The sequence below is a fragment of the Acinetobacter soli genome (genome assembly GCF_018139125.1).
Classification (GTDB): Bacteria; Pseudomonadota; Gammaproteobacteria; order Pseudomonadales; family Moraxellaceae; genus Acinetobacter; species Acinetobacter soli.
In genome coordinates this window covers 927428-953218 of sequence record NZ_CP073241.1, presented here as the reverse complement: position 1 = coordinate 953218, position 25791 = coordinate 927428, and the positions used below count along the sequence as shown (strand labels likewise).

Annotated in this window: 29 protein-coding genes; 8 read left to right on the top strand and 21 right to left on the bottom strand. The window is 40.9% G+C overall.

The features are described from left to right. Nucleotides 1-12: 12 nt before the first annotated feature. Nucleotides 13-288: a metal/formaldehyde-sensitive transcriptional repressor gene (locus tag KCV09_RS04315; RefSeq protein WP_004937454.1), complete on the bottom strand. Its 276-nt coding sequence runs from the start codon at nt 286-288 to the stop codon at nt 13-15. A 262-nt stretch (nt 289-550) separates the two neighbouring features. On the opposite strand from KCV09_RS04315, the gene KCV09_RS04310 reads away from it, so the two are divergent. Further along, entirely contained in the window at nt 551-2035 is a 1485-nt protein-coding gene (locus KCV09_RS04310; protein ID WP_171500059.1) for a phospholipase D family protein, read from the top strand. 2 nt (nt 2036-2037) lie between these two features. Here the strand turns inward: KCV09_RS04310 and KCV09_RS04305 are convergent, their stop codons facing one another. Then, nucleotides 2038-2637: a uracil-DNA glycosylase family protein gene (locus tag KCV09_RS04305; RefSeq protein WP_119025699.1), complete on the bottom strand. Its 600-nt coding sequence runs from the start codon at nt 2635-2637 to the stop codon at nt 2038-2040. Between the two features lie 273 nt (nt 2638-2910). On the opposite strand from KCV09_RS04305, the gene KCV09_RS04300 reads away from it, so the two are divergent. Then, nucleotides 2911-3354, top strand: coding sequence for a GNAT family N-acetyltransferase (locus tag KCV09_RS04300; protein WP_119025700.1), 444 nt, complete (start codon nt 2911-2913; stop codon nt 3352-3354). Between the two features lie 60 nt (nt 3355-3414). On the opposite strand, the gene KCV09_RS04295 is transcribed toward KCV09_RS04300, so the two are convergent. From KCV09_RS04295 to KCV09_RS04280, 4 genes are read right to left on the bottom strand one after another with little or no spacing between them, the layout of a single operon-like run. Further along, nucleotides 3415-4161 (bottom strand): SDR family oxidoreductase, encoded by a 747-nt coding sequence (locus KCV09_RS04295; protein WP_111812651.1) that lies wholly within the window; start codon nt 4159-4161, stop codon nt 3415-3417. 14 nt (nt 4162-4175) lie between these two features. Then, nucleotides 4176-4874, bottom strand: a complete 699-nt coding sequence (locus KCV09_RS04290) for a histidine phosphatase family protein (protein ID WP_212515593.1) — start codon at nt 4872-4874, stop codon at nt 4176-4178. Further along, nucleotides 4871-5992 carry a phosphotransferase family protein gene (locus KCV09_RS04285; RefSeq protein WP_212515592.1) on the bottom strand — a complete coding sequence of 374 codons (1122 nt, stop codon included), beginning with the start codon at nt 5990-5992 and terminating at the stop codon, nt 4871-4873. Before KCV09_RS04285 ends, KCV09_RS04290 begins: the two co-directional genes overlap by 4 nt. Before the next feature lie 16 nt (nt 5993-6008). Beyond that, nucleotides 6009-7253 (bottom strand): acyl-CoA dehydrogenase family protein, encoded by a 1245-nt coding sequence (locus KCV09_RS04280; RefSeq protein ID WP_212515591.1) that lies wholly within the window; start codon nt 7251-7253, stop codon nt 6009-6011. 87 nt (nt 7254-7340) lie between these two features. On the opposite strand from KCV09_RS04280, the gene KCV09_RS04275 reads away from it, so the two are divergent. Then, the gene (locus KCV09_RS04275) at nt 7341-8270 is read left to right on the top strand and encodes a LysR family transcriptional regulator (RefSeq protein WP_212515590.1); all 930 of its coding nucleotides are present in this window, start codon (nt 7341-7343) and stop codon (nt 8268-8270) included. Nucleotides 8271-8334: 64 nt separating this feature from the next. Here KCV09_RS04275 and KCV09_RS04270 read toward each other — a convergent pair whose 3' ends face one another. The 4 genes from KCV09_RS04270 to KCV09_RS04255 all read right to left on the bottom strand — a co-directional run bounded on the left by KCV09_RS04270 (nt 8335) and on the right by KCV09_RS04255 (nt 12178). After that, nucleotides 8335-8937 (bottom strand): nitroreductase family protein, encoded by a 603-nt coding sequence (locus KCV09_RS04270; protein WP_004937430.1) that lies wholly within the window; start codon nt 8935-8937, stop codon nt 8335-8337. Between the two features lie 130 nt (nt 8938-9067). Further along, the gene (locus KCV09_RS04265) at nt 9068-9559 is read right to left on the bottom strand and encodes a hypothetical protein (RefSeq protein WP_149929958.1); all 492 of its coding nucleotides are present in this window, start codon (nt 9557-9559) and stop codon (nt 9068-9070) included. Nucleotides 9560-9656: 97 nt separating this feature from the next. Further along, on the bottom strand, nt 9657-11051 hold the full coding sequence (fumC, locus tag KCV09_RS04260) for a class II fumarate hydratase (RefSeq protein WP_212515589.1): 1395 nt from the start codon (nt 11049-11051) through the stop codon (nt 9657-9659). Between the two features lie 122 nt (nt 11052-11173). Further along, nucleotides 11174-12178, bottom strand: a complete 1005-nt coding sequence (locus tag KCV09_RS04255; protein ID WP_212515588.1) for an SDR family NAD(P)-dependent oxidoreductase — start codon at nt 12176-12178, stop codon at nt 11174-11176. 71 nt (nt 12179-12249) lie between these two features. On the opposite strand from KCV09_RS04255, the gene tusD reads away from it, so the two are divergent. Genes tusD through KCV09_RS04235 form a run of 4 tightly spaced genes read left to right on the top strand, consistent with a single transcriptional unit; the run spans nt 12250 to nt 13640 of the window. Further along, on the top strand, nt 12250-12618 hold the full coding sequence (gene tusD / locus KCV09_RS04250; RefSeq protein ID WP_004937417.1) for a sulfurtransferase complex subunit TusD: 369 nt from the start codon (nt 12250-12252) through the stop codon (nt 12616-12618). A gap of 44 nt (nt 12619-12662) precedes the next feature. Further along, nucleotides 12663-13013, top strand: a complete 351-nt coding sequence (locus tag KCV09_RS04245) for a hypothetical protein (protein ID WP_004937411.1) — start codon at nt 12663-12665, stop codon at nt 13011-13013. A 9-nt stretch (nt 13014-13022) separates the two neighbouring features. Then, nucleotides 13023-13304 carry a lipoprotein gene (locus KCV09_RS04240; RefSeq protein WP_048764349.1) on the top strand — a complete coding sequence of 94 codons (282 nt, stop codon included), beginning with the start codon at nt 13023-13025 and terminating at the stop codon, nt 13302-13304. A 24-nt stretch (nt 13305-13328) separates the two neighbouring features. Continuing rightward, nucleotides 13329-13640, top strand: coding sequence for a TusE/DsrC/DsvC family sulfur relay protein (locus KCV09_RS04235; RefSeq protein WP_151815856.1), 312 nt, complete (start codon nt 13329-13331; stop codon nt 13638-13640). Nucleotides 13641-13644: 4 nt separating this feature from the next. Here the strand turns inward: KCV09_RS04235 and KCV09_RS04230 are convergent, their stop codons facing one another. Beyond that, on the bottom strand, nt 13645-14514 hold the full coding sequence (locus KCV09_RS04230; protein ID WP_212515587.1) for a DMT family transporter: 870 nt from the start codon (nt 14512-14514) through the stop codon (nt 13645-13647). A gap of 123 nt (nt 14515-14637) precedes the next feature. Between KCV09_RS04230 and KCV09_RS04225 the strand changes: the two genes are divergently transcribed. Then, nucleotides 14638-16017, top strand: a complete 1380-nt coding sequence (locus tag KCV09_RS04225; RefSeq protein ID WP_119025709.1) for an aminotransferase-like domain-containing protein — start codon at nt 14638-14640, stop codon at nt 16015-16017. A 34-nt stretch (nt 16018-16051) separates the two neighbouring features. On the opposite strand, the gene KCV09_RS04220 is transcribed toward KCV09_RS04225, so the two are convergent. The 10 genes from KCV09_RS04220 to KCV09_RS04175 form a co-directional block, all read right to left on the bottom strand. Next, entirely contained in the window at nt 16052-16702 is a 651-nt protein-coding gene (locus KCV09_RS04220; RefSeq protein ID WP_212515586.1) for an ATP-binding cassette domain-containing protein, read from the bottom strand. After that, nucleotides 16699-17382 carry a molybdate ABC transporter permease subunit gene (gene modB / locus KCV09_RS04215; protein ID WP_004937396.1) on the bottom strand — a complete coding sequence of 228 codons (684 nt, stop codon included), beginning with the start codon at nt 17380-17382 and terminating at the stop codon, nt 16699-16701. Before modB ends, KCV09_RS04220 begins: the two co-directional genes overlap by 4 nt. Before the next feature lie 9 nt (nt 17383-17391). After that, nucleotides 17392-18153, bottom strand: coding sequence for a molybdate ABC transporter substrate-binding protein (gene modA / locus KCV09_RS04210; protein WP_004937394.1), 762 nt, complete (start codon nt 18151-18153; stop codon nt 17392-17394). Nucleotides 18154-18163: 10 nt separating this feature from the next. Next, on the bottom strand, nt 18164-19387 hold the full coding sequence (locus tag KCV09_RS04205; protein ID WP_212515585.1) for a molybdopterin molybdotransferase MoeA: 1224 nt from the start codon (nt 19385-19387) through the stop codon (nt 18164-18166). Next, on the bottom strand, nt 19387-20310 hold the full coding sequence (gene moaCB, locus KCV09_RS04200) for a bifunctional molybdenum cofactor biosynthesis protein MoaC/MoaB (protein WP_004937388.1): 924 nt from the start codon (nt 20308-20310) through the stop codon (nt 19387-19389). The genes KCV09_RS04205 and moaCB overlap by 1 nt, the downstream gene beginning before the upstream one ends. 18 nt (nt 20311-20328) lie before the next feature. Further along, nucleotides 20329-20811 (bottom strand): molybdenum cofactor biosynthesis protein MoaE, encoded by a 483-nt coding sequence (locus KCV09_RS04195; RefSeq protein WP_004937386.1) that lies wholly within the window; start codon nt 20809-20811, stop codon nt 20329-20331. Nucleotide 20812: 1 nt separating this feature from the next. Further along, nucleotides 20813-21064: a MoaD/ThiS family protein gene (locus KCV09_RS04190; RefSeq protein WP_004937383.1), complete on the bottom strand. Its 252-nt coding sequence runs from the start codon at nt 21062-21064 to the stop codon at nt 20813-20815. Between the two features lie 2 nt (nt 21065-21066). Further along, nucleotides 21067-22086 (bottom strand): GTP 3',8-cyclase MoaA, encoded by a 1020-nt coding sequence (gene moaA / locus KCV09_RS04185; RefSeq protein ID WP_151752762.1) that lies wholly within the window; start codon nt 22084-22086, stop codon nt 21067-21069. Nucleotides 22087-22363: 277 nt separating this feature from the next. Beyond that, the gene (mobA, locus tag KCV09_RS04180) at nt 22364-22927 is read right to left on the bottom strand and encodes a molybdenum cofactor guanylyltransferase (protein ID WP_252718010.1); all 564 of its coding nucleotides are present in this window, start codon (nt 22925-22927) and stop codon (nt 22364-22366) included. 59 nt (nt 22928-22986) lie between these two features. Continuing rightward, nucleotides 22987-25776 (bottom strand): nitrate reductase, encoded by a 2790-nt coding sequence (locus KCV09_RS04175; protein WP_151815113.1) that lies wholly within the window; start codon nt 25774-25776, stop codon nt 22987-22989. Nucleotides 25777-25791: the final 15 nt, after the last annotated feature.

Sequence of the window (25791 nt, the reverse complement as noted above, 5' to 3'; positions counted from 1 at the left end):
TGTATCTCCTGATTATTTTAAATAGGATTTTAAGATCTTACTAATTTCGACAAGCTCGTTACTTCGTTCTTGCTCGGTGGTATCGCCAGCAACCAGCGTATCTTTCAAATGTACCTCGAGCATTTCATTCATTAAGCCATTCATTGCACCACGTGTCGCACAGATCTGCTGAAGAATATCGGCACAAGCCGTATCGCCTTCAAGCGCGCGCTCAATGGCCTGCACTTGGCCCTGAATTTTTTTTACACGAAGAATAATTTTTTTCTTGTCTTCAATTTGCTTTGGCATAAACAATCACTTTGCACTGATTCATATACTATACCCAAGTATAGTAATAAGTAAAATATAAAACTTGTAAGAAATTTATTTATGAAGAACGGAAATTTTTGATCCTTGATGTCTGACTTGATATGCTTAAGATGAAAATAGCGTTGAATTGACAATAAAAATACAAATTGATGTTCTAATTCTGGAAAATATCATGTGGTGGATTCATCAAACTCAAAACTTTTTAAGATATTTTTTGATTTTAAGTTTTAGCTTGATCTCGATGGGATTACAAGCTTCACAAAGCGAGAAAAATTTGATTGAACAAAGTACGTGGCTTAACGATCCATCTGCCCAGCAAAAGATTCAGCAAGGCCTCACGGCCTATGTTGCACTCGATGATGCCTTTATTAGTATTGCTTCACGGATTTATCTGATTCGAAAAGCCAAACATACGATCGATTTGCAGTATTACATTTGGCACAATGATTTTGTGGGTCAGTTAATGCTTCACGAATTACTCAAGGCAGCAGATCGTGGCGTAAAAGTTCGGCTTTTAATTGATGATCAAAATGGTACACAGCTTGATTCAACAATTCAGGCGCTGGCACAACATCCAAACATTGAGTTTAAATTTTTTAATCCCTATCGATTTCGACATTTTAGAGCTTTAGATTTTGTCTTGAGGCCATATGAAATTAATCACCGGATGCACAACAAACTTATTGTTGCTGATGATCTGATTGCTGTAACAGGTGGACGCAATATCAGTAGTGAATATTTTGAAGCCAGCTACAAGTTTCAGTTTACAGATTTAGATATTCTGTTTTACGGCACGGCAGCAGCACAAGCAAAGCAGACTTTTGAAAATTTTTGGACGTCTTCGCGCTCCGTCAATGCAACACATATATTAAAAACGTCTACACCTCAAGATTTAATCAATTTACGTCAAACCTACCAAGAAAATGAACGTATTGATACGCCGACTGAAGATAAAATCAATGACGCGCAAGCAGAGCTAAATCAGCTCTTAAAACAAGGTTATACTGTAAATTGGGCTAAGGCACATTTTGTAGCCGACTCACCCAAGAAAATCTCACGGACGGCCAAAGGTCAAGAGCTGATTTATAATCAGATTTTTGCACTCATGGGCCATCCAAAACAGCATCTGGAGCTGGTATCGGCTTACTTTGTCCCTACTCAAGCCGGTGCAGACTATTTGGGTCAATTGAGTCAGAAGCGGGTCGATATACGCGTGCTGACTAACTCGTTTGCCGCCAACGACGTGGCGATTGTCCATGCATTTTATAGTCAGTATCGTCGGGAGTTGCTTCAAAACGGCATCAAACTTTATGAGTTTAAACCGATTATTGAGCGTACACGCCCAACATGGTACGAAAAAATGACCGGCCGCGTCATTCCGGCAAAAGGCAAAAAAAGCTCAAGCTTGCATGCCAAATTTTTTGATGTAGATGGGAAAGTCTTTATTGGATCATTTAATTTTGATCCTCGATCTGCCTATATCAATACAGAGGTCGGACTAGTGGTTGAGTCGGAAGCACTGCAAGCCCAAATTCAACAGGTTTTAGATGAGTATTTACCCGTGATTGCCTATGAGCTTAAATTAGATGCTTCAGGTGAATTGATCTGGCTCGATCACCAAGCCAATGGTCAGACTATCGTTTATCGTCATGACCCGCAAACCACTCGCTTTCAGCGCTGGATTATGAAATGGGTGGCTTATTTACCAATTGAGTGGATGATGTAACTCTAGAGCAAGCCTGTAGCTTCAAATAGTGCTGCATAAGCGTGTGCTTTTTTTTCTAATGCCAGTGGGTATGCTCTAGAAGATGATGGCATTCGATATAAATTGAATTTACGCTGTAAAAATATCGTTTGACTGGGCGTACCAATGACAGGTTTTGTGGTAGATGGCTCAAAAGACTGCATCAAGGTGTCGGTGGCCTTGTCTCCAGTGGTCACAATGGTACTGCACACTGGAATTTGACGCAGTAACTGCTCAAGATCGGTGGGTGTCACAATGTCTAAAAACTTATCCGAAGCATTGCCTTTCAATCGCTTTACTTGATAGGCCGTATCAAAAATGGCAATTCCTTTTTCTGTCAAAAAATGCCGGATTTTATCTTCATGAAAATTTTTATGTTCAAGATTTAAAAAGTAATCTTTATTATTAAAAAAGATTAGACCAAAAATACGCCACATGTCGTTTTGATAATTAGGATAATAAAAGTCCATTTTCCAACGTTCCTTTGGAGGTGGGAAGCTACCCAACATCAATAACTTTGCGTTGACGGGTAAAAATGGCGCGAGCGGATGTGTTTCAATCTGAGAAATTTCGTCTATGCTCATAAAGCTTAAGATATAAGTAAGTTATTGGGTATTTTAACTGATCATCGCTTTATTTTTCTCAAGTTCAACTCGCAATTTTCAGTCTTAATTAACCAGTGATATCAGCGTGAATACGTGAATATTTCTATACAGCAACTTAAAAGAACTAGATTTTCTTAGCAGACTTCAAGTGTATCAAATTAATACTTTATATAAATTAATCTTAATTCAAGAAAAATAAGATAAAGTTAAATAGCATCAATACGTTAATACAAGAAAGTGAGTAACTTTAAAATGACAATTCGGTTTATTGAAGCCAATGATTTTGAGGCTTGGTTGACTCTTTGGAAAGGTTATCAAGAATTTTATCAATCATCGATTGATGATCAAGTGACACGCAGTACCTTCTCACGTTTTCTTTCAGAACAAGAACCGGTGTACTGTTTAGTGATTGAAGATGAATCACAAAAGATCATTGGATTTGTACATTATATTTTTCATCGTAGTACATGGTCAGAAGGCAATTACTGTTACTTACAAGATCTATTTGTCGATCCTGCACAACGAGCTTCAGGTATTGGTCGTAAACTCATCGAAGAAGTGTATAAGATTGCAGAAGAAAAGAAATGCTCACGCGTTTACTGGCTCACGCAAGAAACTAATTATCAAGCTCGAATGCTCTATGATCGAATCGCAGACAATTCTGGCTTTATTCAATACAGAAAATTATTTCATTAAACTCATCAACTACCGATCGCGTTGCATTCAATGAGCAGCGCGATCTTTTTGTATTTGCATTTATCCACTCAGTTTATTTACCACTCTAAGCGGTAATACTTTCATAGCCAATGCAATTGGTCGCCATGGCCACTCCGGTACGTAGGCTTTAACCGGTTCTTTTTCGATGGCCTTTACTAAAAGGCGTGAGCCAGTTGCTTCATCAACCTCAAATGGTAAATGTTTTGCGCCTTCATTCAGCTCTGTTCGAATATATCCCGGGAATATGGTCGAAACCTTAATAGGCGTATCAATTAACTCGGCTCGAATACCTTCTGCTAAATGTGCAATACCTGCCTTACTGGCAGCATAAGCAGAAAGATGCTTCGGGAGCCCTCGAATGGCACTGACCGATGAAATCACCACCAAGTGTCCTGCATTTTGCTGCCTAAAAATTTCAACTGCAGCCTCGCATTGTGCCAAAGCTGAAATGAAATTGGTTTCTGCTGTGGCACGATTGACTTCAAAATGCCCTTTTCCTATACGACGTCCTTCTCCTACACCTGCATTTACAATAATTCGCTCCAAATGACCAAATTCATCCTGAAAAGCTTTAAAGACTTCAAATACCTGCTGGTAGTCGGTTACATCGAGTGATCGAGTTTTTACGATAATACCGTATTGTGCCTCCAACTCTGCTTTTAATACATCGAGTCGCTCAAGCCGCCGTGCGCAAATCGCAAGGTTATACCCTTTTTTTGCAAACTCTCGCGCCATGCCTGCGCCTAAACCTGAACTTGCACCTGTAATCAGTATTGTTTTTGCCATTTAAAAAGTATCCTTTATATCCATGTGAGTAAGTCACGATTTTTTGCTTTTATAAAATGATGCTCATTGAGACTTAAAAGTTGTGGTTCATTCCCTACTAGTCTTAAGGTTGTTATGCTGGCATTGGTAATGGCCCAATTCAGTGCAAAAGTCCGGCTGGGATTGAGTTCGAGAATTTTTCCAGCAGCAACTGATACCACACCCCCAGAGGTGAATACGACAGCATATCTGGGCTTTAAAGCTGAAAGCTCATTACATAGTTGCGCTAAAGTTGTTTCAACTCGAGATTTGAAATCTGGCCACGATTCTTCGTACTCGTGATGAAACGCGCCATCTGTCCATCTGGAAACTGCATTTTCAAAAATTTGCCCTAGATAGTCTCTCGGATTAGATGCTTTGGTGACCTCTTGTTTAAGTAATTCAGGTTGTTTAAAGCGTGGGTCGTAATTTGCAAATACTTGTTGATGATTAAACTCATTCCAGCCCGCATGGATATGAATATTCGCTTCAGGAAAACACTGCTTGAGCGCACCTTGCGCCGTTTGCATATGGCGTTTCATTGTACCTGCCACCACATAAGGCGCTTCACTTAAAATTTGTTTGAAATACTGACCCAGTAATTCCGCTTGAGACTGTCCTGTAGGAGATAACTCATCATAATTTGCTTTACCAAAGGAAGCCTGACCATGACGAACCAGATAAATTGTGGTCATTTCTTTAAGATTCCTTGAACTTTGTGAAGATATTTGGTGTTGATCTTGCTGTGTTTGAACTTTTCGGCAGCAATTAATTTTAAAGCACGGATATGAAGTGCGTGAATCACAATCCAGAAATCCTTAAAAGCCTGATTTTTTGTTTGTTTATGAAAATATCGGTAATAAATTTGCTGTGCAATCACAGCCAGGCGAAAAACACCAAATACCTCATAAAACGTCCAGTTCGTTGTATCTAAACCGGTCTGACGCATGTAATAGTCCACCACTTGTTTGCGAGTGAACATTCCTTTTAAATGTGTGGGCTGACGACGAGTCGATTTGAAAATCATGTTGTCTGTTTCTTCTACCCAGTAAGCCAACGCATTTCCCAAATCCATGAGTGGATCACCCAGCGTTGCCATTTCCCAATCGAGTACGCCTATCACATTTGTTGGTGACTCAGGATCAAGGATCACATTATCAAATCGCCAGTCATTATGAATAATGCAAATTTTTGATTCTCTAGGTGTGTTGTCTTTTAGCCATTGTCGAACATATCCAAACGATGGTACATTGATGGTTCTTGCTTTTTCATAACGTTTATCCCATCCCTCGACCTGCCGCTGGCAATAGCCTTCACCTTTGCCCAGATCTTTTAACTCAGTCGCTTCATAAGGTACTTGGTGAAGTTCAATTAATCGATCCAGTACATTTCGACAGAGTTGATTGATTTGTTCTTCATTTAATTGAAGTTCCGGCGGAAGTTTTGCACGAGGTATAATTCCTTCGATACGCCGCATCACATAAAAGTCACAACCGATCACATGCGGATCTTGGCACAATGCAATCATCTCAGGCACTACTGGATAACAGGCTGCCAAGTGTTTTTGTACAAAAAATTCTCGTGCCATATCATGAGCAGATTTCGCTTTAGTACCGTTGGGTGGGCGCCGTAAGATCAGATCCACATTATGATATTTCAGCCGATAGGTCCAGTTGGATGCGCCGCCCGTGTATTGTGTCAGCTCTACCTGTCCTTCAAGTACGATTCCTTGCTGTTTTAACCATGATTCAACCGCATGGATGTCTAACTCTTCTCCCTCTTGAACCGAACCACCCAAATCAATAACTGACATAAATTTTCCTTATTTTTTATTGTGAAGGTTTCGACCGGCTATAGCCACGTTTCGCAAGCTCTAACCGAGCAATCATGCCTTTATGCACCTCATCTGGCCCATCGGCCAATCTTAGACTTCGTGCATGAATAAAAAAGGCAGATAGCATGGTATCGCGTGAAAGCCCAGCTCCGCCATGGATCTGGATGGCCATATCTACCACTTTTTCTAGTACATTGGGTGCAACCAGCTTGATGGCTGAAATTTCTGTGAGTGCAGCCAAAGTTCCATAAGTATCCATTTTGAATGCAGCATATAAGGTAAGTAAGCGTGCTTGATCAATCGCAACGCGTGCCTCTGCGACGCGTTCGAGATTTCCGCCCAGTTTGAGCAACTCTTTACCAAATGCCTTACGTGACATACCTCGATCAATCATTAACTCGAGTGACTTTTCTGCGGCTCCAATGCATCGCATACAATGGTGAATACGCCCGGGGCCTAATCGCCCTTGTACAATTTCAAAACCTTGACCTGCACCGCCGATAAAATTTTCTATAGGGACTCGCACCTGATCAAAAATAACTTCTCCATGACCATGCGGTGCATCATACTCCCCAAAAACAGACAACATTCGCTGGATTTTGACACCGGGTGTATCAAGCGGTACCAGCACCATCGAATGCTGATGATGTCGATCTTTACTGGTATCAGGCGTATGTGCCATAAAAATGATGAGTTTTGCATTTGGATCACCCAAACCCGATGACCACCACTTTCGGCCATTGAGTACAATTTCATTACCTTCAATCACCGCGGTTGCTTGCATATTAGTTGCATCACTTGAAGCAACATCAGGTTCAGTCATACAAAAAACGGAACGAATTTTGCCGTTTAAAAGCGGCATGAGCCAATCATTTTTTTGCTGCTCAGTACCATAGCGCCATAGCAACTCCATGTTGCCGGTATCTGGTGCACTACAGTTAAATACAATCGGTGCCAAAAGGCTTCTACCTGTTAACTCTGCTATGTGTGCATACTCCTGAACAGATAGCCCTGCGCCAAGCTCACTGTCGGGTAAGAAAAGATTCCATAAACCCGCCGCTCTGGCTTTGGCTTTCAATACTTCAAGCTGCTCTGGCCAAACCCAAGTCGTCCAGTCGCCGTTGGGATTCATTTGATGTACATCATCCCAAAACTTTAATTCAATCGGTTCTATTTCGTTATGAATGAAGTCTCGTGTTCTATTCACAAAATCTTGAGCACGCTCTGAAAGTTTAAACATTTTTATTCCTAATTCGTTGTGTTTATCCTTTACTCACCATAAACGTAAATTTATTATGCATGAAATGATTTTATTAAATACTTCACTATGAATGAAATTCATAAGTTTGATACTGCGCAACACTACCTAGATCTAAGCTTATTTCATCGCATTGATATCAACTTATATCCACTGTTTGTTGCAATTTTTGAACAAAAAAGTATTTCGAGAGCCGCGCAAAGTTTATCCATTAGTCAATCGGCTGCCAGTCATGCTTTACAGCGTTTAAGAGTTCAACTTGAAGATGAGGTATTTATACGTCACGGCAATAGCATGCAACCTACACCATTTGCAGAACATATCTATCCTGTCATTAAAAACGCACTGATTCTTTTTCAAAATATTAGCCAACAAAAAAAGAGTTTTGATCCGAGCCTCATTAAAACATTAAGAATTGCTATCCATGACGAGATTGAACCACTTGTTTTGCCTAAAATCATTCAGCATTTTGAGCAGATCGATCAAAATATTGAGTTTAGTAGTATCAAACTCAATCGAAATACCATTCAAAATGATCTATTAAATCAACAGCTCGATTTTATTATCGATGTAGAGTCGCCAACGCATGACAGCATTGGTTTTCAAGCTTTACTGAAAGATCATTATGTTATTTGCAGCCAACAATCTGTCATGAATGCTGAAATTTATCAATCCGGTCTGCATATTGGGGTATCTTCACGCCGTACAGGTACACTGCTTGAAGATGTGTATCTTCATCGGCAAGGTATTCATCGTGAAATTTTTTTACGTTGCCAGCATTATTCGACAGCACTCAAAATTTTAGAATATAACCGCGATGCAATATTAACTTTACCAAGTGCAGTATTGAGCCATTTGTCTTACGCAAACAATTTGACAATCCATTCAATACCTTTTGAATTGCCCACTTTTACGATTGGTATTTATTGGTCAGATGCATTGATTGATAATTTGAGATATGAGTTTTTAAAAAAAGAAATTATTTCATTATTTGCTTAGGCTATTTTAAATGATAAATCGAGTATAGATTATTTCAACTATCTCGATTTATCATTTTGATCAGTTACTTGAAAATTTTAAAGCGTGTTTCATCGTCAATATATGACTTTTCGGCAGCTGGTGCCTCAATTGAACCAAACACCAATTGTGCACGTAGTTTCCAGCTCGATGGAACAGCCCATTCAGCATGGACTTTGTCATCGACGATAGGATTATAGTGCTGTAAAGATGCCCCCACATTTTCAGCTGCAAGTGCTGTCCATACTGCAAGTTGCGCCATAGCAGTCGAATGCTCGGACCAAACCGGAAAATTATCTGCATACAAGGCAAATTTCTCTTGAAGCTCCTGAATGACATTTTGATCTTCAAAAAATAAAATAGTTCCCACCCCTGCTGCAAAGCTATCCATTTTCTTGCTGGTTTTTTCTGCTGCAGCTTCATCTGTGGCGTATTCTTTGAGTTTTTCTTTGACGAATCCCCAAAATTTTTCATGTTCTGCATCAAATAAGATAACTGCTCGAGAAGACTGAGAATTAAATGAAGATGGGCTTTGGCGTATTGCTTCTTGAATGAGTTCAGTTAATTGTTCTGGCGTTTGCTGAATATTTTTGCCAATAGCGTAAATGGTGCGACGATTTTGAAGTAAGGATATTACTGGATTGGTCATGTGCTCAAATTCCTTGCTGCAGCAATGGTAATAAATGGAAAAACCACTATTTTTATAGCATGATTTATGCCAGATCGCTGCACAAGGTATTTGAATTTATACGATATATTTTTTACTTTTTGTTCAACTATTAAAGTTTTACAAGTAGAACATTCGAGCTCACTTCATCTTTCCAGAGTTCGCGTAATGTTGGTAAATAAAATTTTTCACCAATCTCCGATAGTTCTGCATCGATTAAAGTGTGTACTTCATGAATAAAAATGTAGTCCAGCTCGACCATACTTAGTTTTGTATGGCTGGCACCCATTTGCTTACGTTTGGTTTGTGCTTGTTTAAGCACCTGATTGGTAAATTCTTTATCTTTATATGCTGTTAATGCATTAAGGCGTAATTCGATTACACCCCATGCCTCTACAAGTTTCTTAAATGTTGTGAAATCTTTCGATGTAGATTCCCATGTAACATTTTCAAGATTATTGTCTTCGGGTAATACAGGAAGTAGTAAATCAGCGGTACTTGGAAATATTTTTTTTAGATTAATTAAAAATTTAACAGGTTGATCACTCGGATAATCACGAAATTGAACATTTTTTTGAATATCTGTTAAATACACGTCAAGCATGGGAAATTTCATCAGCAGTCTTTATCAGGATGTCACATTGTACGTGTTTGCTCGTCAGATAAAAACTGCTGATGTGTGATTTCAGTGCAATTGCAAGTTATTTTGCATTAGGTGAAACCATTTTTTCTGGACGAACAATTTCATCAAACTGTTGTTCGCTCACCAATTCAAGTTCAACTGCCACTTGTTTAAGGGTTTTATTTTCTTTGTAGGCAGTTTTGGCGACCTTCGCTGCATTCTCATATCCAATTACAGGGTTTAATGCAGTGACCAGCATCAATGAATTATGCAAGAAGTGATCGATCTTATCTCGATTTGGCTCAATACCCACCGCACAATGATCATTAAAGCTATTACATGCATCGCCTAAAAGCTGAATAGACTGTAATAAGTTAAATGCAATTACTGGCATAAATACGTTCAGCTCAAAGTTACCAGATGCACCTGCTACATTGATCGTGGTGTCATTACCAAGTACCTGAGCAACCACCATCGTCATGGCTTCACTTTGTGTCGGATTAACCTTACCCGGCATGATACTTGATCCTGGTTCATTTTCTGGAATACGAATTTCACCAAAACCACAGCGTGGACCGCTCGCCAGCCAACGAACATCATTGGCAATTTTATTTAAACTGACTGCCAATGTTTTAAGCGCGCCCGATGCAAATACAGCCGCATCGCGCCCTGCGAGTGCTTCAAATTTATTTGGTGCAGTGACAAAAGGTAAACCTGTTTGCTTGGCCAACTCGGCAGCAGCCTGAACTGCATAATCAGGATGAGCATTTAAGCCAGTGCCTACAGCCGTTCCACCTAAAGGTAATTCGTATAAGCCTTCCAGTGCTTGTTTTAGACGATGCAAACCATGCTCAAGCTGAGAAACATAACCAGAAAACTCTTGCCCGAGTGTGAGTGGGGTTGCGTCTTGTAAATGAGTGCGTCCGATTTTAACAATGTCATTAAATTCATCAGACTTTTGTTGCAACGTCGCTTTTAGGCGTGTTACTGCAGGAATAAGTAATTCATTGATCTGAAGGCTTGCAGCCACATGAATCGCGGTTGGAAACGAATCATTGGTCGATTGAGCACGGTTGACGTGATCGTTAGGATGTACAGGTGACTGTGATCCTAATGCATTTCCCAATTTTTGATTGGCAATATTTGCAATCACTTCGTTGCAGTTCATATTGCTTTGCGTACCAGATCCTGTCTGCCAGACCACCAGTGGAAATTGTGAGTCCCACTTCCCTTCAATTACATCATCTGCCGCATCAACAATATAAGCAGATAAGTGTTGAGGTAATTGGCCCAAGCTTGCATTGGTGATGGCTGCAGATTTTTTCACTAAACCCATCGCACGAATCATGGCACGAGGTAAACGCTCTTGACCAATTTTAAAGTTTTGCAAACTACGTTGCGTTTGAGCTCCCCACATTGCATCGTTTGGGACTTCGACTTCACCCATCGTGTCGTGTTCAATTCGAGTTTGCATAAAAACCTCTATTATCCATAATGATTAATGACAAGTACGGGCTAGAGCAACCGATACGATTACTTGGCTGGTCATGAAATACTAATAAAGCCAGCTCACTTTGTAAATAAGAATCATTTTTATTACATTTTAATTGTATTTTGATAGAACTGCCATTGGTGCTCAAGCATTTGCTGTAGAGTACGTTTCGGTTTCCAGTTCAATGTTTTTTCAGCTTTGCTGATATCTGCACCAAGTTGTGCCAATTCGTCTATAGGAAACATGGCATCGTGTGTATTAATCTGAGTTTGAGTAATGGCACTTATTTGCTCAAGTAGAGATTGAATCGAAGTCACATGATCATGTGCGATATTAAATGCTTCACACGTATGCTCTTGATGGTTGAGCCAGTATAAACTTGCAAGTACGGCTTCACATGCATCGAGCACATGTAAAAAACTTCGCTCTACGGTTTGATCATCGGTAAGAGCCTGATGCTGTAATTCCAGATAATCCCGTTGCATGGCGGCAACCTGCATCGCGAGTGGAATAATATTTTTTGGTAATTGAGGCACCATTTCCCCGAGTACCCCATGTTCAAAGGCACCGGCAATATTGGAAAGTCTCAAGATGGCGATTTTCCATTCATGATCAGTTTTATACGTATCTCGTATGATTTCTTCAATCATTTGCTGAGATTTAATATATGGATTGGGATAAGTGGTATTAAAAGACGTATCTTCTGTAAGATTTAATCCAGAAGCGCCATACACCGCTAAGCTTGAGAGATGAACCAGTTTTCTTACGCCTGTACGCTGCATAGAACGCAACAAACTCATGATACAACTGACATTGTCATTATAATACTCAAGCGGTTTAAGCTTGGATTCTTCGAGTGCCTTAAAACCTGCGGTGTGTACGACAGCATCAATGGAATATTGCTCAAAAACTTTATTTAATGCGGGTGTGTTGCGAACGTCCACTTTCACAAATGGCACGTACATACCGGAAATATATTCTAATCGTTCTAATGTTTGTAAAGATGCATTGGCCAAGTTATCGACCAATATAACCTCTTGACCTTGAGCCAGAAGACTCAAAGCAATGTGTGACCCAAGAAAGCCTAAACCACCTGTCACTAAAATCATTGTATACTTACCTTTTTATAGTGTGTAAATAGCTCATCTGTTATCAGACGCATGGCTACAGTGAAATTTCAATGAGTACATTAGTTTTAATTACTGCTGCACCGACATCGGTTCATGCATGGCATGCACTTGGTTTAGTTCAGGCACTTCAGGACAAAAATGAAGTGTTCCGAGTGTTCTTTTATCAAGATGCTGTTCATGTTGCAAACGATTTGCAATGGGTGCCCGATGATCAGCGTCGTTTGACTCAAGAATGGCAAAAGCTCTCAATACGACTCCCTGTTTGTGTTAGTGCTGCACTAAACCGTGGAATTACAGATGAAGAAAATGCTAAACGCCATCAACTCACGCATTACAACTTGGCTCAGGGATTTGAACTGGTTGGTTTAGGTGAACTTGCAGATGCCGTAGAATCTTCTACACGTCTAATTCAATTTTAAGCAGCTTTTTATTTCTAGAGTGTTGCTTTTAAAAGGTATATTGTGTGAAATCTGTACTCGTTATTTTAACCCAGTCTAATTTAAGTCAGTTACAGGTCAACGAAAGCCTGTCTGCGACGATGGTTTTAGCCACTTTTGGCTCTAATATCAGCGTTTTACTTCAAGATGCAGCCCTAACGCTGTTAAAAGAAGACCAAAGCTTTGATCAGCTCATTCATGCCTTTAAACCCGCTTCAAGTATGCTGGAAAGTTTTGAATTTTATGACTTAACGCCCATTTTAGTTGAATCAAAATATCAGCAACATGCGTTTGTTAGAAATTCTTCACAAGACATCGAGTTTGTCGAATTCAATGCAAGCCTGATTCAATCCTTTGATTATGTTTTATATTGGTAATTTCCAAAGATGAACAACACAATTTACCTCATACAAACTTCTTTTGCATCGACTGCTTCTGCTTTAAATAAAGTACAACAGGTCTTTGTGGAAGGTGATCAAATCGTGATCATGGGCGAAGCATTGTCGGCACTCACCAGCGAGAATATGCGTTCTTTTCAGTCGTATTACTGTTTAAACAACGAACGGACTCTTTTAAATCCTGATCTTAGTTCCGCTATAATTCCCCTAGATTACAGTGCATTTGCGGACTTAGTTTTGCAATTCAAACGTAGTGTATCTTTTAAATAATTTGATTTTCGCTTAGGCTATTTTATGCACTTAGATCTTGATCAAGATGGACATCTTGTCGATTACACCATTTGGAATAAAGACGTGGCTCAAGAGCTTGCTTGTTCTTTAGATCTTGAATTGACTGAATGGCACTTTAACGTTTTAAATGCAGTCCGCCAGTTTTATCAACAGTTCGGACACTCTCCTGCAACGCGTCCTCTGATCAAATATCTAATGAAAACGGTAGATGCCAATATTGATAATGCAGTGTTACAGCAAGCATTCAAAACAGGTCTTGTTGCACGCCATTTAAGCCGTTTGGCTGGTATTCCAAAACCTGCTAATTGCTTGTAATCGATTAGGCAAATTTCTTGGCAGATGCCACACAACAAATGACGCCTGCTGTGATAATAAGCATGTTGGCACTAATTGGTTCATGTAATATCACCGCTGCAAGTGCTAGGCCCATAAAGGGTTGCAATAATTGCAATTGCCCTACACTTGCAATACCGCCTTTTGATAAACTATAGTACCAGAAGAAAAATCCGATCAGCATGCTGAAGATCGAGATGTATAAAACAGCTACCAGACCAGATAAAGTCAATTTATCTAGTATTTCACTAGAATAATTATAGATCGTTACTATGAGCATTACAGGTATTGAAATAACCAGCGCCCAGCAAATGACCTGCCATCCCCCTATTTTTTTCGCTAGATTCGCCCCTTCAGCGTATCCAAATCCGCATAGTATAATTGCACAAAGCATATATAAAATCCCAAAAAAGCTTTGCGTATTCAGCGATATATCTAACAAAATATATAAAACAACCAATCCGCTTCCAAATAATGAAAACAGCCAAAATGTCAGTTGAGGTCGCTCATTTGAACGCAGGACTGCGAATATGGCAGTGCTTAAAGGAAGCAATCCTATAAATACAATCGAAAAAGCCGCACTGATATGTTGCAGTGCTAATGCTGTAAATAACGGAAATCCCACAACAACACCAACTGCGACATATACTAAATTCCCGCAATCACGTTTTGATGGTCGCTTGGCTTTTAAGATTTTTAACAAGACCATAGCAACAATACCCGCAATGACAGCACGAATTCCTGTTAAAAACCAAGGATTAAAATCCATTACAGCAATACGTGTTGCAGGTAAAGATCCGGAAAAGATTACAACACCGATTAAACCACTTAACCAAGCTAAAAATTGAGAATTCATGATGACATCGCATTTTATAGAATGTCTTTTTATAAACTTATGTTAAGTTGGTACAAAGATACAGTACAGTACAATTTATAAAAACTGTACTGGGTTAAAATTCAATACAGTAATTGGTTTGACATGACTAAAATTGAACACGTAATACGGTACATCGATTCTGAACTTAAAAGTCGCCGGCTCACACCAGGTATGCGACTACCATCTGTTCGACAACTGGCCAAACAGCTTGATTTTTCTGTATCTACAATTGTTTGTGCTTATGAGCGGATGTTATCTACTGGCCAGATAGAGTCTCGTGCAGGCTCTGGATTTTTTGTTAGCGCACCACTAGAACCTTTAAAGCTTTCAAATATGGAGCCGATACAGGTTAAACACCTTGATCCACTTCGGCTATCCCGCGAACTCTTAGAAGCATCTCCATCATTAATAAAGCCGGGATGCGGCTGGCTCCCAGATAGCTGGATGCCTCATGAAGCTTTAAGAAAAGCAATCCGTGACGTTTCTAAAGAATCGACCTTTGAATTGATGAATTACTCCTCGCCATTAGGGTTTAATTTGTTACGTGAATTATTGGCAAGACGCTTGCAAAGTAAAAGTATATTTGTAAGTCCAGATCAAGTTTTGCTGACCGATTCAGGTTCATATTCAACTGATCTACTTTGTCGTTTTTTACTCAAACCGGGTGATACCGTTTTAGTCGATGATCCTTGTTATTTTAACTTTAAGGCGTTACTAAAGGTACATCAAGCAAAAGTCATCGGTATTCCATATACTACAGGTGGCCCAAATATTGAGGCCTTTCAGCAAGCCATCATAGAACATCAACCGCGGTTATATATTACGAATTCAGGTATTCATAATCCTACAGGCGCTATGCCTTCATCTGCGACGGTTCATCAACTGGTTTCTTTAATTACACAAGCGAATATGATTGTAATTGAAGACGATATTTTTTCAGATTTTGAAAATAAACACTCACCTCGCTTTAGCGCACTTGATGGGCTCACAAACAGTATTTATATCGGCAGCTTTTCCAAAACATTATCAGCTTCATTACGCTGCGGCTATATTGTGGCAAAACCTGAGTGGATTAATGATTTAATTGATCTCAAAATTGCCACAAGTTTCAGTCATAATAATTTTTCAGCACATGTTTTGTATAAGGTGCTCACAGATGGAAAATACCGTAAACATCTTGAGCAGTTGAATACGCGCTTGGCAAATGCTATGGACATATCGATAAATACACTTGAACAAATGCAAATTCGTCCATGGATAAAACCACAAGCAGGAATGTTTCTATGGTGTGAGTTACCTGCTTATATTGATCTTCATCGACTACAACAGTATTGCACAGAGCAAGGTGTCGTTCTTGCTTTAGGTGAAGCGTTTAGCACATCAGGTTTATTCAAACAATTTTTAAGATTTAATGTCGCTCAATGTGTTCATTACGATGTATTTAAAGTATTACAAGCAGGTTTACTTGCATCAAAACTTTAATCGACTTATATGAATGATTATTTGATTGACTGACTTATGTATCGCTGTACTGCAATATCCCCCGTTCCATAGTCACAATGGGCGCATTGAGATAATCCAGCTCTTCTGGATGATGTGTAACGTAAATGATCGGAATATTTAATTGCTGCTTAAGCTCGAACAAAAAAGGCAAAAGCTGATTTTTTAGGTGTCGATCCAAACCTGTGAGTGGCTCATCAAGCAATAAAAGCTCTGGAGAAGCCAGTAAAGCGCGCCCAATCGAGACTCGCTGTGCCTCCCCACCAGAAAGCTGTAAAGCTTTACGGCTAAGCAATGCATCTAGGCTAAGTAACTTTACAATCTGCTCAAAACTGAATTTTTGCGGACGATTCTTATTAAATCGCAACGCATATTCAAGATTTTGTCTTACGTTTAAATGTGGGAAAAGCTGCGCCTGTTGGAAAATCAGTCCAATATGACGTTGGTGCGTAGGTACAAATTGCTGCTCGGCTGTATTGACCAAAACACGCTCATTGAAAGTGATCTCACCGTCATGAGGCTTCAAAACTCCCACCATATTTTTTAAAAATGTACTTTTTCCAGAACCAGATGGGCCTAGAATCCCGAGTAAGTTATGCCTTAGTGTTAAATCAACATGAAGCTGAAAATCACGCTGGACGTAATTAAAGTGACAGCGCAGATTCATGGCGTCAACCTTTGCTGATAACGTTTTAAAATAAGATGATTGGCCACCAGTGCAGCAAACGCCAAACCTACGGAGAGTAGTACTAAACGCATTGCCATGCTTTCGCCATCCGGTTGTTGTAATAACGAATAAATTGCGATGGGTACAGTGCGGGTTTCATCTGGAATATTGCCCACAAAGGTAATAGTGGCGCCAAACTCCCCCAGACTGCGACTAAAACACAAAATACTTCCAATAAGTACACCAGGCAAGGCAAGCGGCAAACTAATCGAAAAAAAAGCCTGAATAGGGCTTGCCCCTAAAGTTTGTGCAATTTGTTCAAGTTGCTGATTAATCAATTGAAAAGACAAACGAATCGGTTGAACCATCAGTGGGAAAGCCACCACCATCGAGGCAATGACTGCGCCTTTCCAGTTAAATGCCAGTTGAATCCCCCATTCACTTAAAAACTGCCCCACAATGCCGCGGTTACCAAACAAAATCAGCAGTAAATACCCCAATACCACGGGTGGTAAAATCATAGGTAATTGTAAAAGAGATTCGAGTATAACTTTTAGGCGAAATTCATATCGAGCTAAGATCCACGCCACAAAAATAGCAAAGGGAAGATTCACCAAAGTGGCAAACAAGCCCACTTTGGCAGATAAATATAAGGCAGAGATTTCTTCAGGTGTGAGCATGTAGAACGACTATTTCAACTCACTAAAACCGTAACGGGTAAAAATGGCTTTTGCTTTGGCATTTTTGAGCATGAAATGTTCAAATTGGGCCGCTTCTCGATTACGTTCACCTTGTTTGGTGAGCGCTGCAGGATAAACAATTGGATCGTGTGTTTTTGATGGGAATGTTCCAATAATCTTAACTTTTTTACTGATTAATGCATCGGTTTGGTAAACAATTCCAACATCGCATTCACCGCGCTCAACAAAGGCCAAAGCTGAACGTACATCATCTGTCCCAACAATACGTCCTTGCAAAGGTGTATACCAGCCTAAAGCCATCAAGCTTTGTTTGGCGTATTTGCCTACAGGCACAGATTCCATTTGACCAGTACATAAATGGCCTTTAAATGCATTGGCAAAGTTAAATTGTTTGGTGGGACCAAAAGGTACATCCATATCCATCGGCGTGATGGCCACAAGCTGATTGCCAAGTGTATTTTTTACCTTACCTGACGATATAAACTGAGTCTTAACTAAATATTTCATCCAGTCTGTATCGGCAGAAAAATAAATATCTGCTTTTGCACCACTCTCGATTTGTTTAGCTAGCGCCGATGATGCACCAAAAACAGTCACGACATTGGTTGATGGATGCTGCTGTTTGTAAAGCTTGGCAATATCAGTCACTGCATTAGTCAAACTTGCCGCCGCATAGACTCTCACCTCACCTGCCGAAACGTGTAAAGCACCAAGACAGAAAAGCGAAAATACAGCGATTTTTTTTATCATGATTGGCACCTTATATTCGTATTGCAGAGACGAGCGTTCCCACTTCTGGACTTATATCCGCTGGTACGCGAACCAGACAGTTCGCATCCATTAAGTTACTTAACATATGTGACTGTTGATTGGCAAGGTTTGCAGCACTTAGCTCACCAGCATGAAGCTCAAGTTTCATGCGCATAAAGCGCTCACGCTTATCGGCTTTAAGCGGTTGTGCAAGCTTAACCTCAAACCAATCGATATTTTGATTTTGACCTTGCAGCGCATCGATGAGCAGACGCGTATATACTTGCATACATACGTACACGGCGGCTGGATTGCCCGGTAGCCCGAGTAAATAACATGCATGCTGATCTTGTTGATATTTGGCAAAAAAGATCGGTTTACCGGGTTTTTGTTTGACTTTCCAAAAGATTTCTTTAAATCCAACCTCAAAAGCACAGGGCCGAACAAAATCATAGTCCCCTACAGACACACCACCTGTCGTAACAATCACATCATACTGATTTTTAAGTCGAGCAAACAATTCACTGAGTGCCTTCGCTTCATCATGAATGTGTAAAATTTCAACTTGTATATGTCGCTCTTGAAACCACGCCTTAATTAGCGGTCCGTTGGCATCATAGACATGTGCATTACTTAGGCTATTTTGCTCAGTAGCAACTTCATCACCTGTAATTACTACGGCGACTTTAGGCTGACGATATACATCAACCTGTTGAACTCCCGCCATGCTCAACGCGGCTAAAGGCCCGGTCTTAAGATATTGATCTTTATTAGCAACCTGCTGCCCCAAAGCCAACTCTTCACCTTGGCGTCTGATGTCGATATTGGCCTGAAGTGATTCTGTAATCTGGATTTGATGCTCATCGAGCCGATGTACAATCTCTTGACGTGCAATCGTCGTACATCCCTCTGGAAGTTTACCGCCAGTAAAAATACGCGTTGCCTGACCTGCTTTCAAAACCAGATCACTGCTTTGCCCTGCGCGTATTTCACCTATAAGTTCAAAGCATTGGTTCTTTTCAATGATATCAATCGCACACAGCGCATATCCATCAACAGCACTTTGATCAAAACTTGGTAGATTCACTGGCGAATGAATTGGCTGTGCCACATATCTACTTAGGCTATTTTGTAGTTCAATGTTTTCCGTGCCAAGTGGCTTGACCGTATTTAAAATATGATCAATTGCCTCATCGATACTGATTAGACCTTTTTCATGGCCACATGCGGACATTATTCATAACCTCCCGGATGTGGAAGATCACGGCATACATCAAAAATATGCACAATCGCTGGCAATAAAGCAGCCATTGTTTCGGAAGCACCACCACGGCTACCTGGAAACGTCATCACCAATGAACGATCGATAAAACCTGCAACCCCACGCGACATTGCTGCATACGGTGTACGGCGCTGACCAAATGCACGTGCAGCTTCCATCAAGCCATCGAGCTTACGTTCAAGTAACGGCTCTAGGGTGTCGACTGTAATGTCTCGCTTACCTATTCCTGTACCGCCCACTGTAATAACACATGCATAGGATTTGGTTAACTCAAGAACCAATTCTTTAAGCTGTTCAGGCTCATCTGGCAAAATTTGGTAATGAATAGGCGTAAAGCCAGCTTCGGTTAAACTCTCAACCACAGACTTACCGGCAGTATCTGGTTTTTTGCCAGAGGCTACAGTATCAGACAATACAATTACCGCCGCAGATACAGCTTGGCGAAGTGTACGCTTGAAATGCGATTTACCGCCTTTTTTCTTTAAGAGCTTGCACTGATCTAACACCAAGTCTTCTGGCTCACAGTGCGGTTTAAGCATATCGTACAGGGTTAAACCGGCAATACTTGCGGCTGTGAGTGCCTCCATCTCTACGCCTGTTGGGCCAATGGTTTCTACCGTGGTTAGAATTTCAACAAAGTTTTCATGTAACTCGTAATCGACTTCGGCACGATAAATAGGCAATGGATGGCAAAGCGGAATCAGCTCATCGGTACGTTTTGCGGCCAATATACCTGCAATGCGTCCTGTCTTTAGTGCATCACCTTTTTCGGTATTTCCCTGACGAAGTAATTCAATACAATGTGGTGGTGCATACAAAATAGCTTGAGCTTCGGCAATACGATAACTTTCCGGTTTCATGCCTACGTTTTTCATTAAAAATCCCGTTTTAAATTAGTGCTGGTGTTCGTGATGATGTGAATGATCGATTTGATCATGATGATGATCTTTACGGATACAGCATCCTTCGACAAATTGACTGCTGCCATCGGTATAAAACTCTTCTTTCCAGATTGGCACTTCATGTTTTACACGCTCTACCGCCTCTTCGCAGGCCGCAAATGCTTCACGGCGATGCGGCGCATAGGCCACGGCAATAATTGCCATTCCACCGATATCTAGCTGCCCAATACGATGAATAACCCGTACATATGCAGCGCCGTGCTTATTCATGATGTCTTGTTCAATCTGACGAATCATTTTTTCTGCAACAGGCGTATAGGAGGTATATTTCAGCCCACTCACAGCGCGACCATTGTGATGGTTACGTACCGTTCCCTGAAAAATACCAATACCACCACAAGCAGGAAAATCGGATATCGGATCAAAACTATCCAGTGTTAAGTCAACTGACTGCACGCGTTGGAATTCTTTCATATCAGCCTCCTGCTACTGGTGAAAGTAAGACCAAAGTACAATTTTGGCTTAAGTAGGTTTGACGCGAAATAATATCTTCACCAATTGCACAGGCACAGCGCTCAATGGCCTGTGTCGCATCTGGATATTGATGTGTAATATCATTTAAAACGTCAGAAACAAGCACCGTATCTGAATAATTCAAAACGATCTGGGAGGGTATTTTTCTTTGTATGGCACCATAACCTTCAATCGTGACGTTTAAGGCCGACATTGTTATCCTCCAATCATATGCATGGTAATTTTTCGTGTGTGTGTGTTTAAGCTATGAAAGCCTTTGGCTTTATTCCAGATATAGCTCGAGGTTTTATCATAGAGTTCTGTCAGTGTCCGATCTTGATCATATCCTTGAACCAATTCGTTTAGTAATGGCTTGAGATCAATGCCCTTAGGCGCAAATAGGCAGTTATACAGCTCACCTTGAGCTGTTAAACGAATTCGATCGCATTGTCCGCAAAAAGAGTGGGTAATGGTTGAGATGACACCCACGTCATAATTTTGATCTAAACGAAAAAGCCGTGCTGGCTCACTGTGTTGCTCTAGCGCTTCAATTGAATACGTTTTAGAGAGTACCTCTAAAATCTCTTGCTCTGACACTACAGCGGCGTTCGACCAGTGCTGATCACCATCAAGTGGCATAAACTCGATAAATCTGAGCGGAATATGTTGCGATTTGGCCCACTGAACTAATGGTAAAATTTGATCGTCATTTTTACCCTTCATGAGCACGGTATTAATCTTAAATTTCAAACCTACGGCTTGAGCTGCCTTGATACCTTCTAAAACAGGCAAAATTGGCTTTTTGGTCAGCGTCATAAATTGCTCTGGATCGAGACTATCTAGACTAATATTGAGATCATCTAAACCTGCATGTTTAAGATCTAATGCATATTTCTTTAAGTAATGGGCATTGGTGGTGATCGAAATACGCTTTAAACCTTTTGCCCGTAGCGATTGCAAATCACGTATAAAGTGCACTACGCCTTGGCGCATCAGTGGTTCACCGCCAGTAATCCGAATATTTTCAATTCCGTTTTGCACCATAAAGCGACAAAACTCAAAAAGTGCCTCAAAACTTAGCAAGTCATGCTTTTTGATCCACTCTGGATGTTCTGGCATACAATACAGGCATTTGAAGTTACAACGATCTGTAACGGAAATACGTAGTTTCCGTTTATGACGCCCATATTGATCTTCAAAAGATGGCGTCATCATATCTTGTGTTTCATGCTTCATTGTATGCACTCATAATTAAAACTTCGAGATGACTCTTACACAGCGCTATTGCACGTTGATAATTCTATAATGACTCATGATGTTGATTTTAAAAAGCAAAAATATTTCAAAAAATGATCAAAATATGCTTCCTTGCACCATTACTCATCAGTGACAATCCAATTTACTAACAAAAATCAGACCTGTCTTGCATTTTTTTGTTCGCTTCAGGATAAATGCAATAATGATTATCTAAACTCACATATATTCATTTAAGCGAATTTACGGCGGGATTTGATTAAAACTCGCTCTGCTTGAGCGTATTCAGCTGCTGGTATTGTTGTAACTCGTCTAATGAATTGATGCTATGAAAAAATAAGCGATGTTTTCTAAAATAAGCCACCTGCGCATGTAAGTCTGTTAAGGCTCTTTTCATGCTCAATTGATTTTGTTCAAGGTGATTTTTAAGCACCGATGCACTTGATCGCTTCATCAGGCAAAATGGATATAGCGCTGTGCCATTAATGGCCACATAACTCATCATCGCACGTGGATCTTGATTCAAAGCATGATGCAATAAAGACACAACCTTGCTGGGAATGTAGGTAATGTCACACGGTACAAAAAGCACATAATCCGATGCCACATGATTCCAAGCACTGTATATGCCCATCATTGGTCCTAAAAAACCATGCTGATGATCTTCATAACTACGCGTTTGTGGCAAAATCTGACGATACAAACTGGCATCTCGATGGCTATTCACCCAGACCTGATGTATATCGTGCTTTAAGCGCTCATAAATTTTCAGCAACTGAATCTGATCATCAAAGTTTTGTAATAACTTATTGACCCCGTTCATACGACGGGCCTGTCCACCAGCCAAGATGACCAAATCGGTTTGTGGATATTTGCTCACGCTCACGCATCGATCTCCTGTTGACAAGCTTTAATTAAACCTCGTATTTCGGGTAAACATGATCCACAGTTTCCGCCTGCTTTAAGGCATGCTGTCACTTGTTTTTCATGCACTATGTTTTGCGCCTTGATGGTATCCACTATTTTGTTTTTTCCTACCTTAAAGCAACTACAGACCAATGGGCCATCATTGTTACGCACATTAATCGGCATGCCTGCAAGTAAAGCTTTACGATGCAATGCACTGAGGCGTTCACGCTTAAACAACGTTGCAACCCAGTCACGGTCGGGTAACATCTCTAACGGCGCAATATACAAGCTTGCAATCAATATACCGTCTTTTAACACCACACTGTGCGAGAGTTGTGTACTCGGATCACTTAAATTTAACCATTCGTAGGATGCATCATCAAAAGGTAAAAATGCTTTTAAGTTGTTTTGTATATCTTGTAGTCGGGAACGATCCGCAATCTCGTATCGAATCACTTTGGTCATTTTGACCTTTGTCCACCATGCCAACTGTTGAAGCTGCGATGCCATAAGATGCTCCATACCTTCACGTACAAACAAGCATCCTTGCCAATGCGTATAAAATGGCTGCAACATTACAGGCGTGTGTTTAAACTCAGGTTCTCCTGAAATCGCATCGACCACAGGATTGACCACCTTACCAATACGTGCATCGGAAGCATGTTGCTCGCTCCAATGTATAGGAACAAAAATCTGACCACGGCGAATACTGTCTGAAACACTCAAGCGCAATACACAACTGCCCCACTGTGATTTCACTTCAATCAGACTGTCATGCTGTACACCGTACTTGAGTGCATCTTGAGGATGTATTTCACAATAGGGTTCTGCACGATGTGCCGTTAAATGCGCAGAAAGTGCTGTACGGGTCATGGTGTGCCACTGATCACGAATACGCCCTGTATTTAAAATCAGCGGAAACGCTTTAGATGGCGCATGCACAGCATCCATAGCAGGTGTGGCAATAAACTTCGCCTTTTGATTGCTATGGCTATACACCCCAGATTGGAATAACTGCTGCTGATTGATTGCCTTGTCATTCTCATTAGGATTATGCAAGACTGGCCATTGGATCGGTTTAAGCTCGTTATAGGCTTTTGTAGATAAACCGACTAACCCAGAAAGATTAAAGTAACGAAAGACACTATTTTCAGTTTGAATATTCGTTACTAAGTTGGCTGTGGCTGATAACCGGGCATGCTCATCAAAAATTTCGGCAGCCGATTGAAATTCAAACCCATCAAACTGCATTTTTTTTGCGACCTGACTCACGGCCCACCAATCAGCTTTGGCCTGTACAGGTGCATCTAGAAAGGCGCGCTGTCTGGAAATACGGCGTTCAGAATTGGTCACTGTTCCGTCTTTTTCTCCCCAACCGAGTGCCGGCAACAAAAAATCGGCATAAGCAGTGGTATCGGTGTATTCACTGATATCCGATACTACAACCAGTTCACAGGCTTCTAAAGCACGTTTGACCTGATCAGCATTGGGTAAACTCACTACCGGATTAGTGGCCATAATCCAGATGGCTTTAATTTTGCCTTGCTCAATTGCCTGAAATAAATCGACCGCTTTTAATCCCGGCTGAGTCGCAATAGATGGACTATTCCAAAATCGCTGAGTGATTTGCCGATGTAAAGGCTGTTCAATTTCCATATGTGCGGCCAGCATATTGGCCAAACCGCCGACTTCACGCCCGCCCATGGCATTTGGCTGCCCTGTCATCGAAAACGGTGCAGCACCCGGCCGACCAATTTTTCCAGTGAGTAAATGACAGTTGATAATTGAATTGGCTTTATTCACCCCTTGTGAGGATTGATTCACGCCCATAGAAAACAGCGTCATCACTTTATCTAAGCGAGCAAACAATGCATAAAACTGTTCGAGCTTGTCGATTGAGATCCCGGTCTTTTCTGCCACGTCGTTTAAATTGGCCTGAGCCAGACTAGCATCTAACGCATATTGCAGCTGATCGGTATGCGCATTTACAAAAGTATGATCGGTGTGACCGTGTTGATGCAAATACTGTAATAGGCCATTAAATAACGTGACATCCTGACCCGGTAATATCGGCAAATGTAAGTCTGCTTGCTCGCATGTTGCAGTATAACGTGGGTCAATCACCACAACTGTAAGGTCACGCTCTGCTTTGGCTTGCATAATCCGTTGGTACAAGACCGGATGACACCATGCAGTATTCGAACCCACCAGTACCACCAGATCGGTCTGCTCAAAATCGGTATAACTGGCAGGCACCAGATCTTCACCGAAACTGCGTTTATGCGCCGCTACTGCCGACGACATACATAAACGTGAGTTGGTATCGATATTGGCTGTGCCCAAGTAGCCTTTTACAAACTTATTCACCACATAGTAGTCTTCAGTTAAGAGTTGCCCCGACACATAGAAAGCCACACTGTCTTTACCGTGTTCATCGATACAGGCTTGAAAGCGTTTTGCAATTTCATCAGTCGCACGCTCCCATGTGGTGGCATGGCGGGCTGCACCACGCCCCGACATAGGTTGTAACACACGTGTTTCCAAACCCAGTGTATCGGCCAAACGACTCCCTTTGATACATAAGCGACCAAAATTAGAAGGATGTGTTTCATCTCCAGTCACCGAGATTTTTTTACCCGATTTGGTTTCTTCAACCGTTGCGGTCACGCCACAGCCAACACCACAATATGGACATGTGGTTTGGGTATGACGGATTAAGTTGGATGTATCACTCTGGAGTTGCACAAGGGGAATCGTATTCATGGCGGCTCCTTCAGA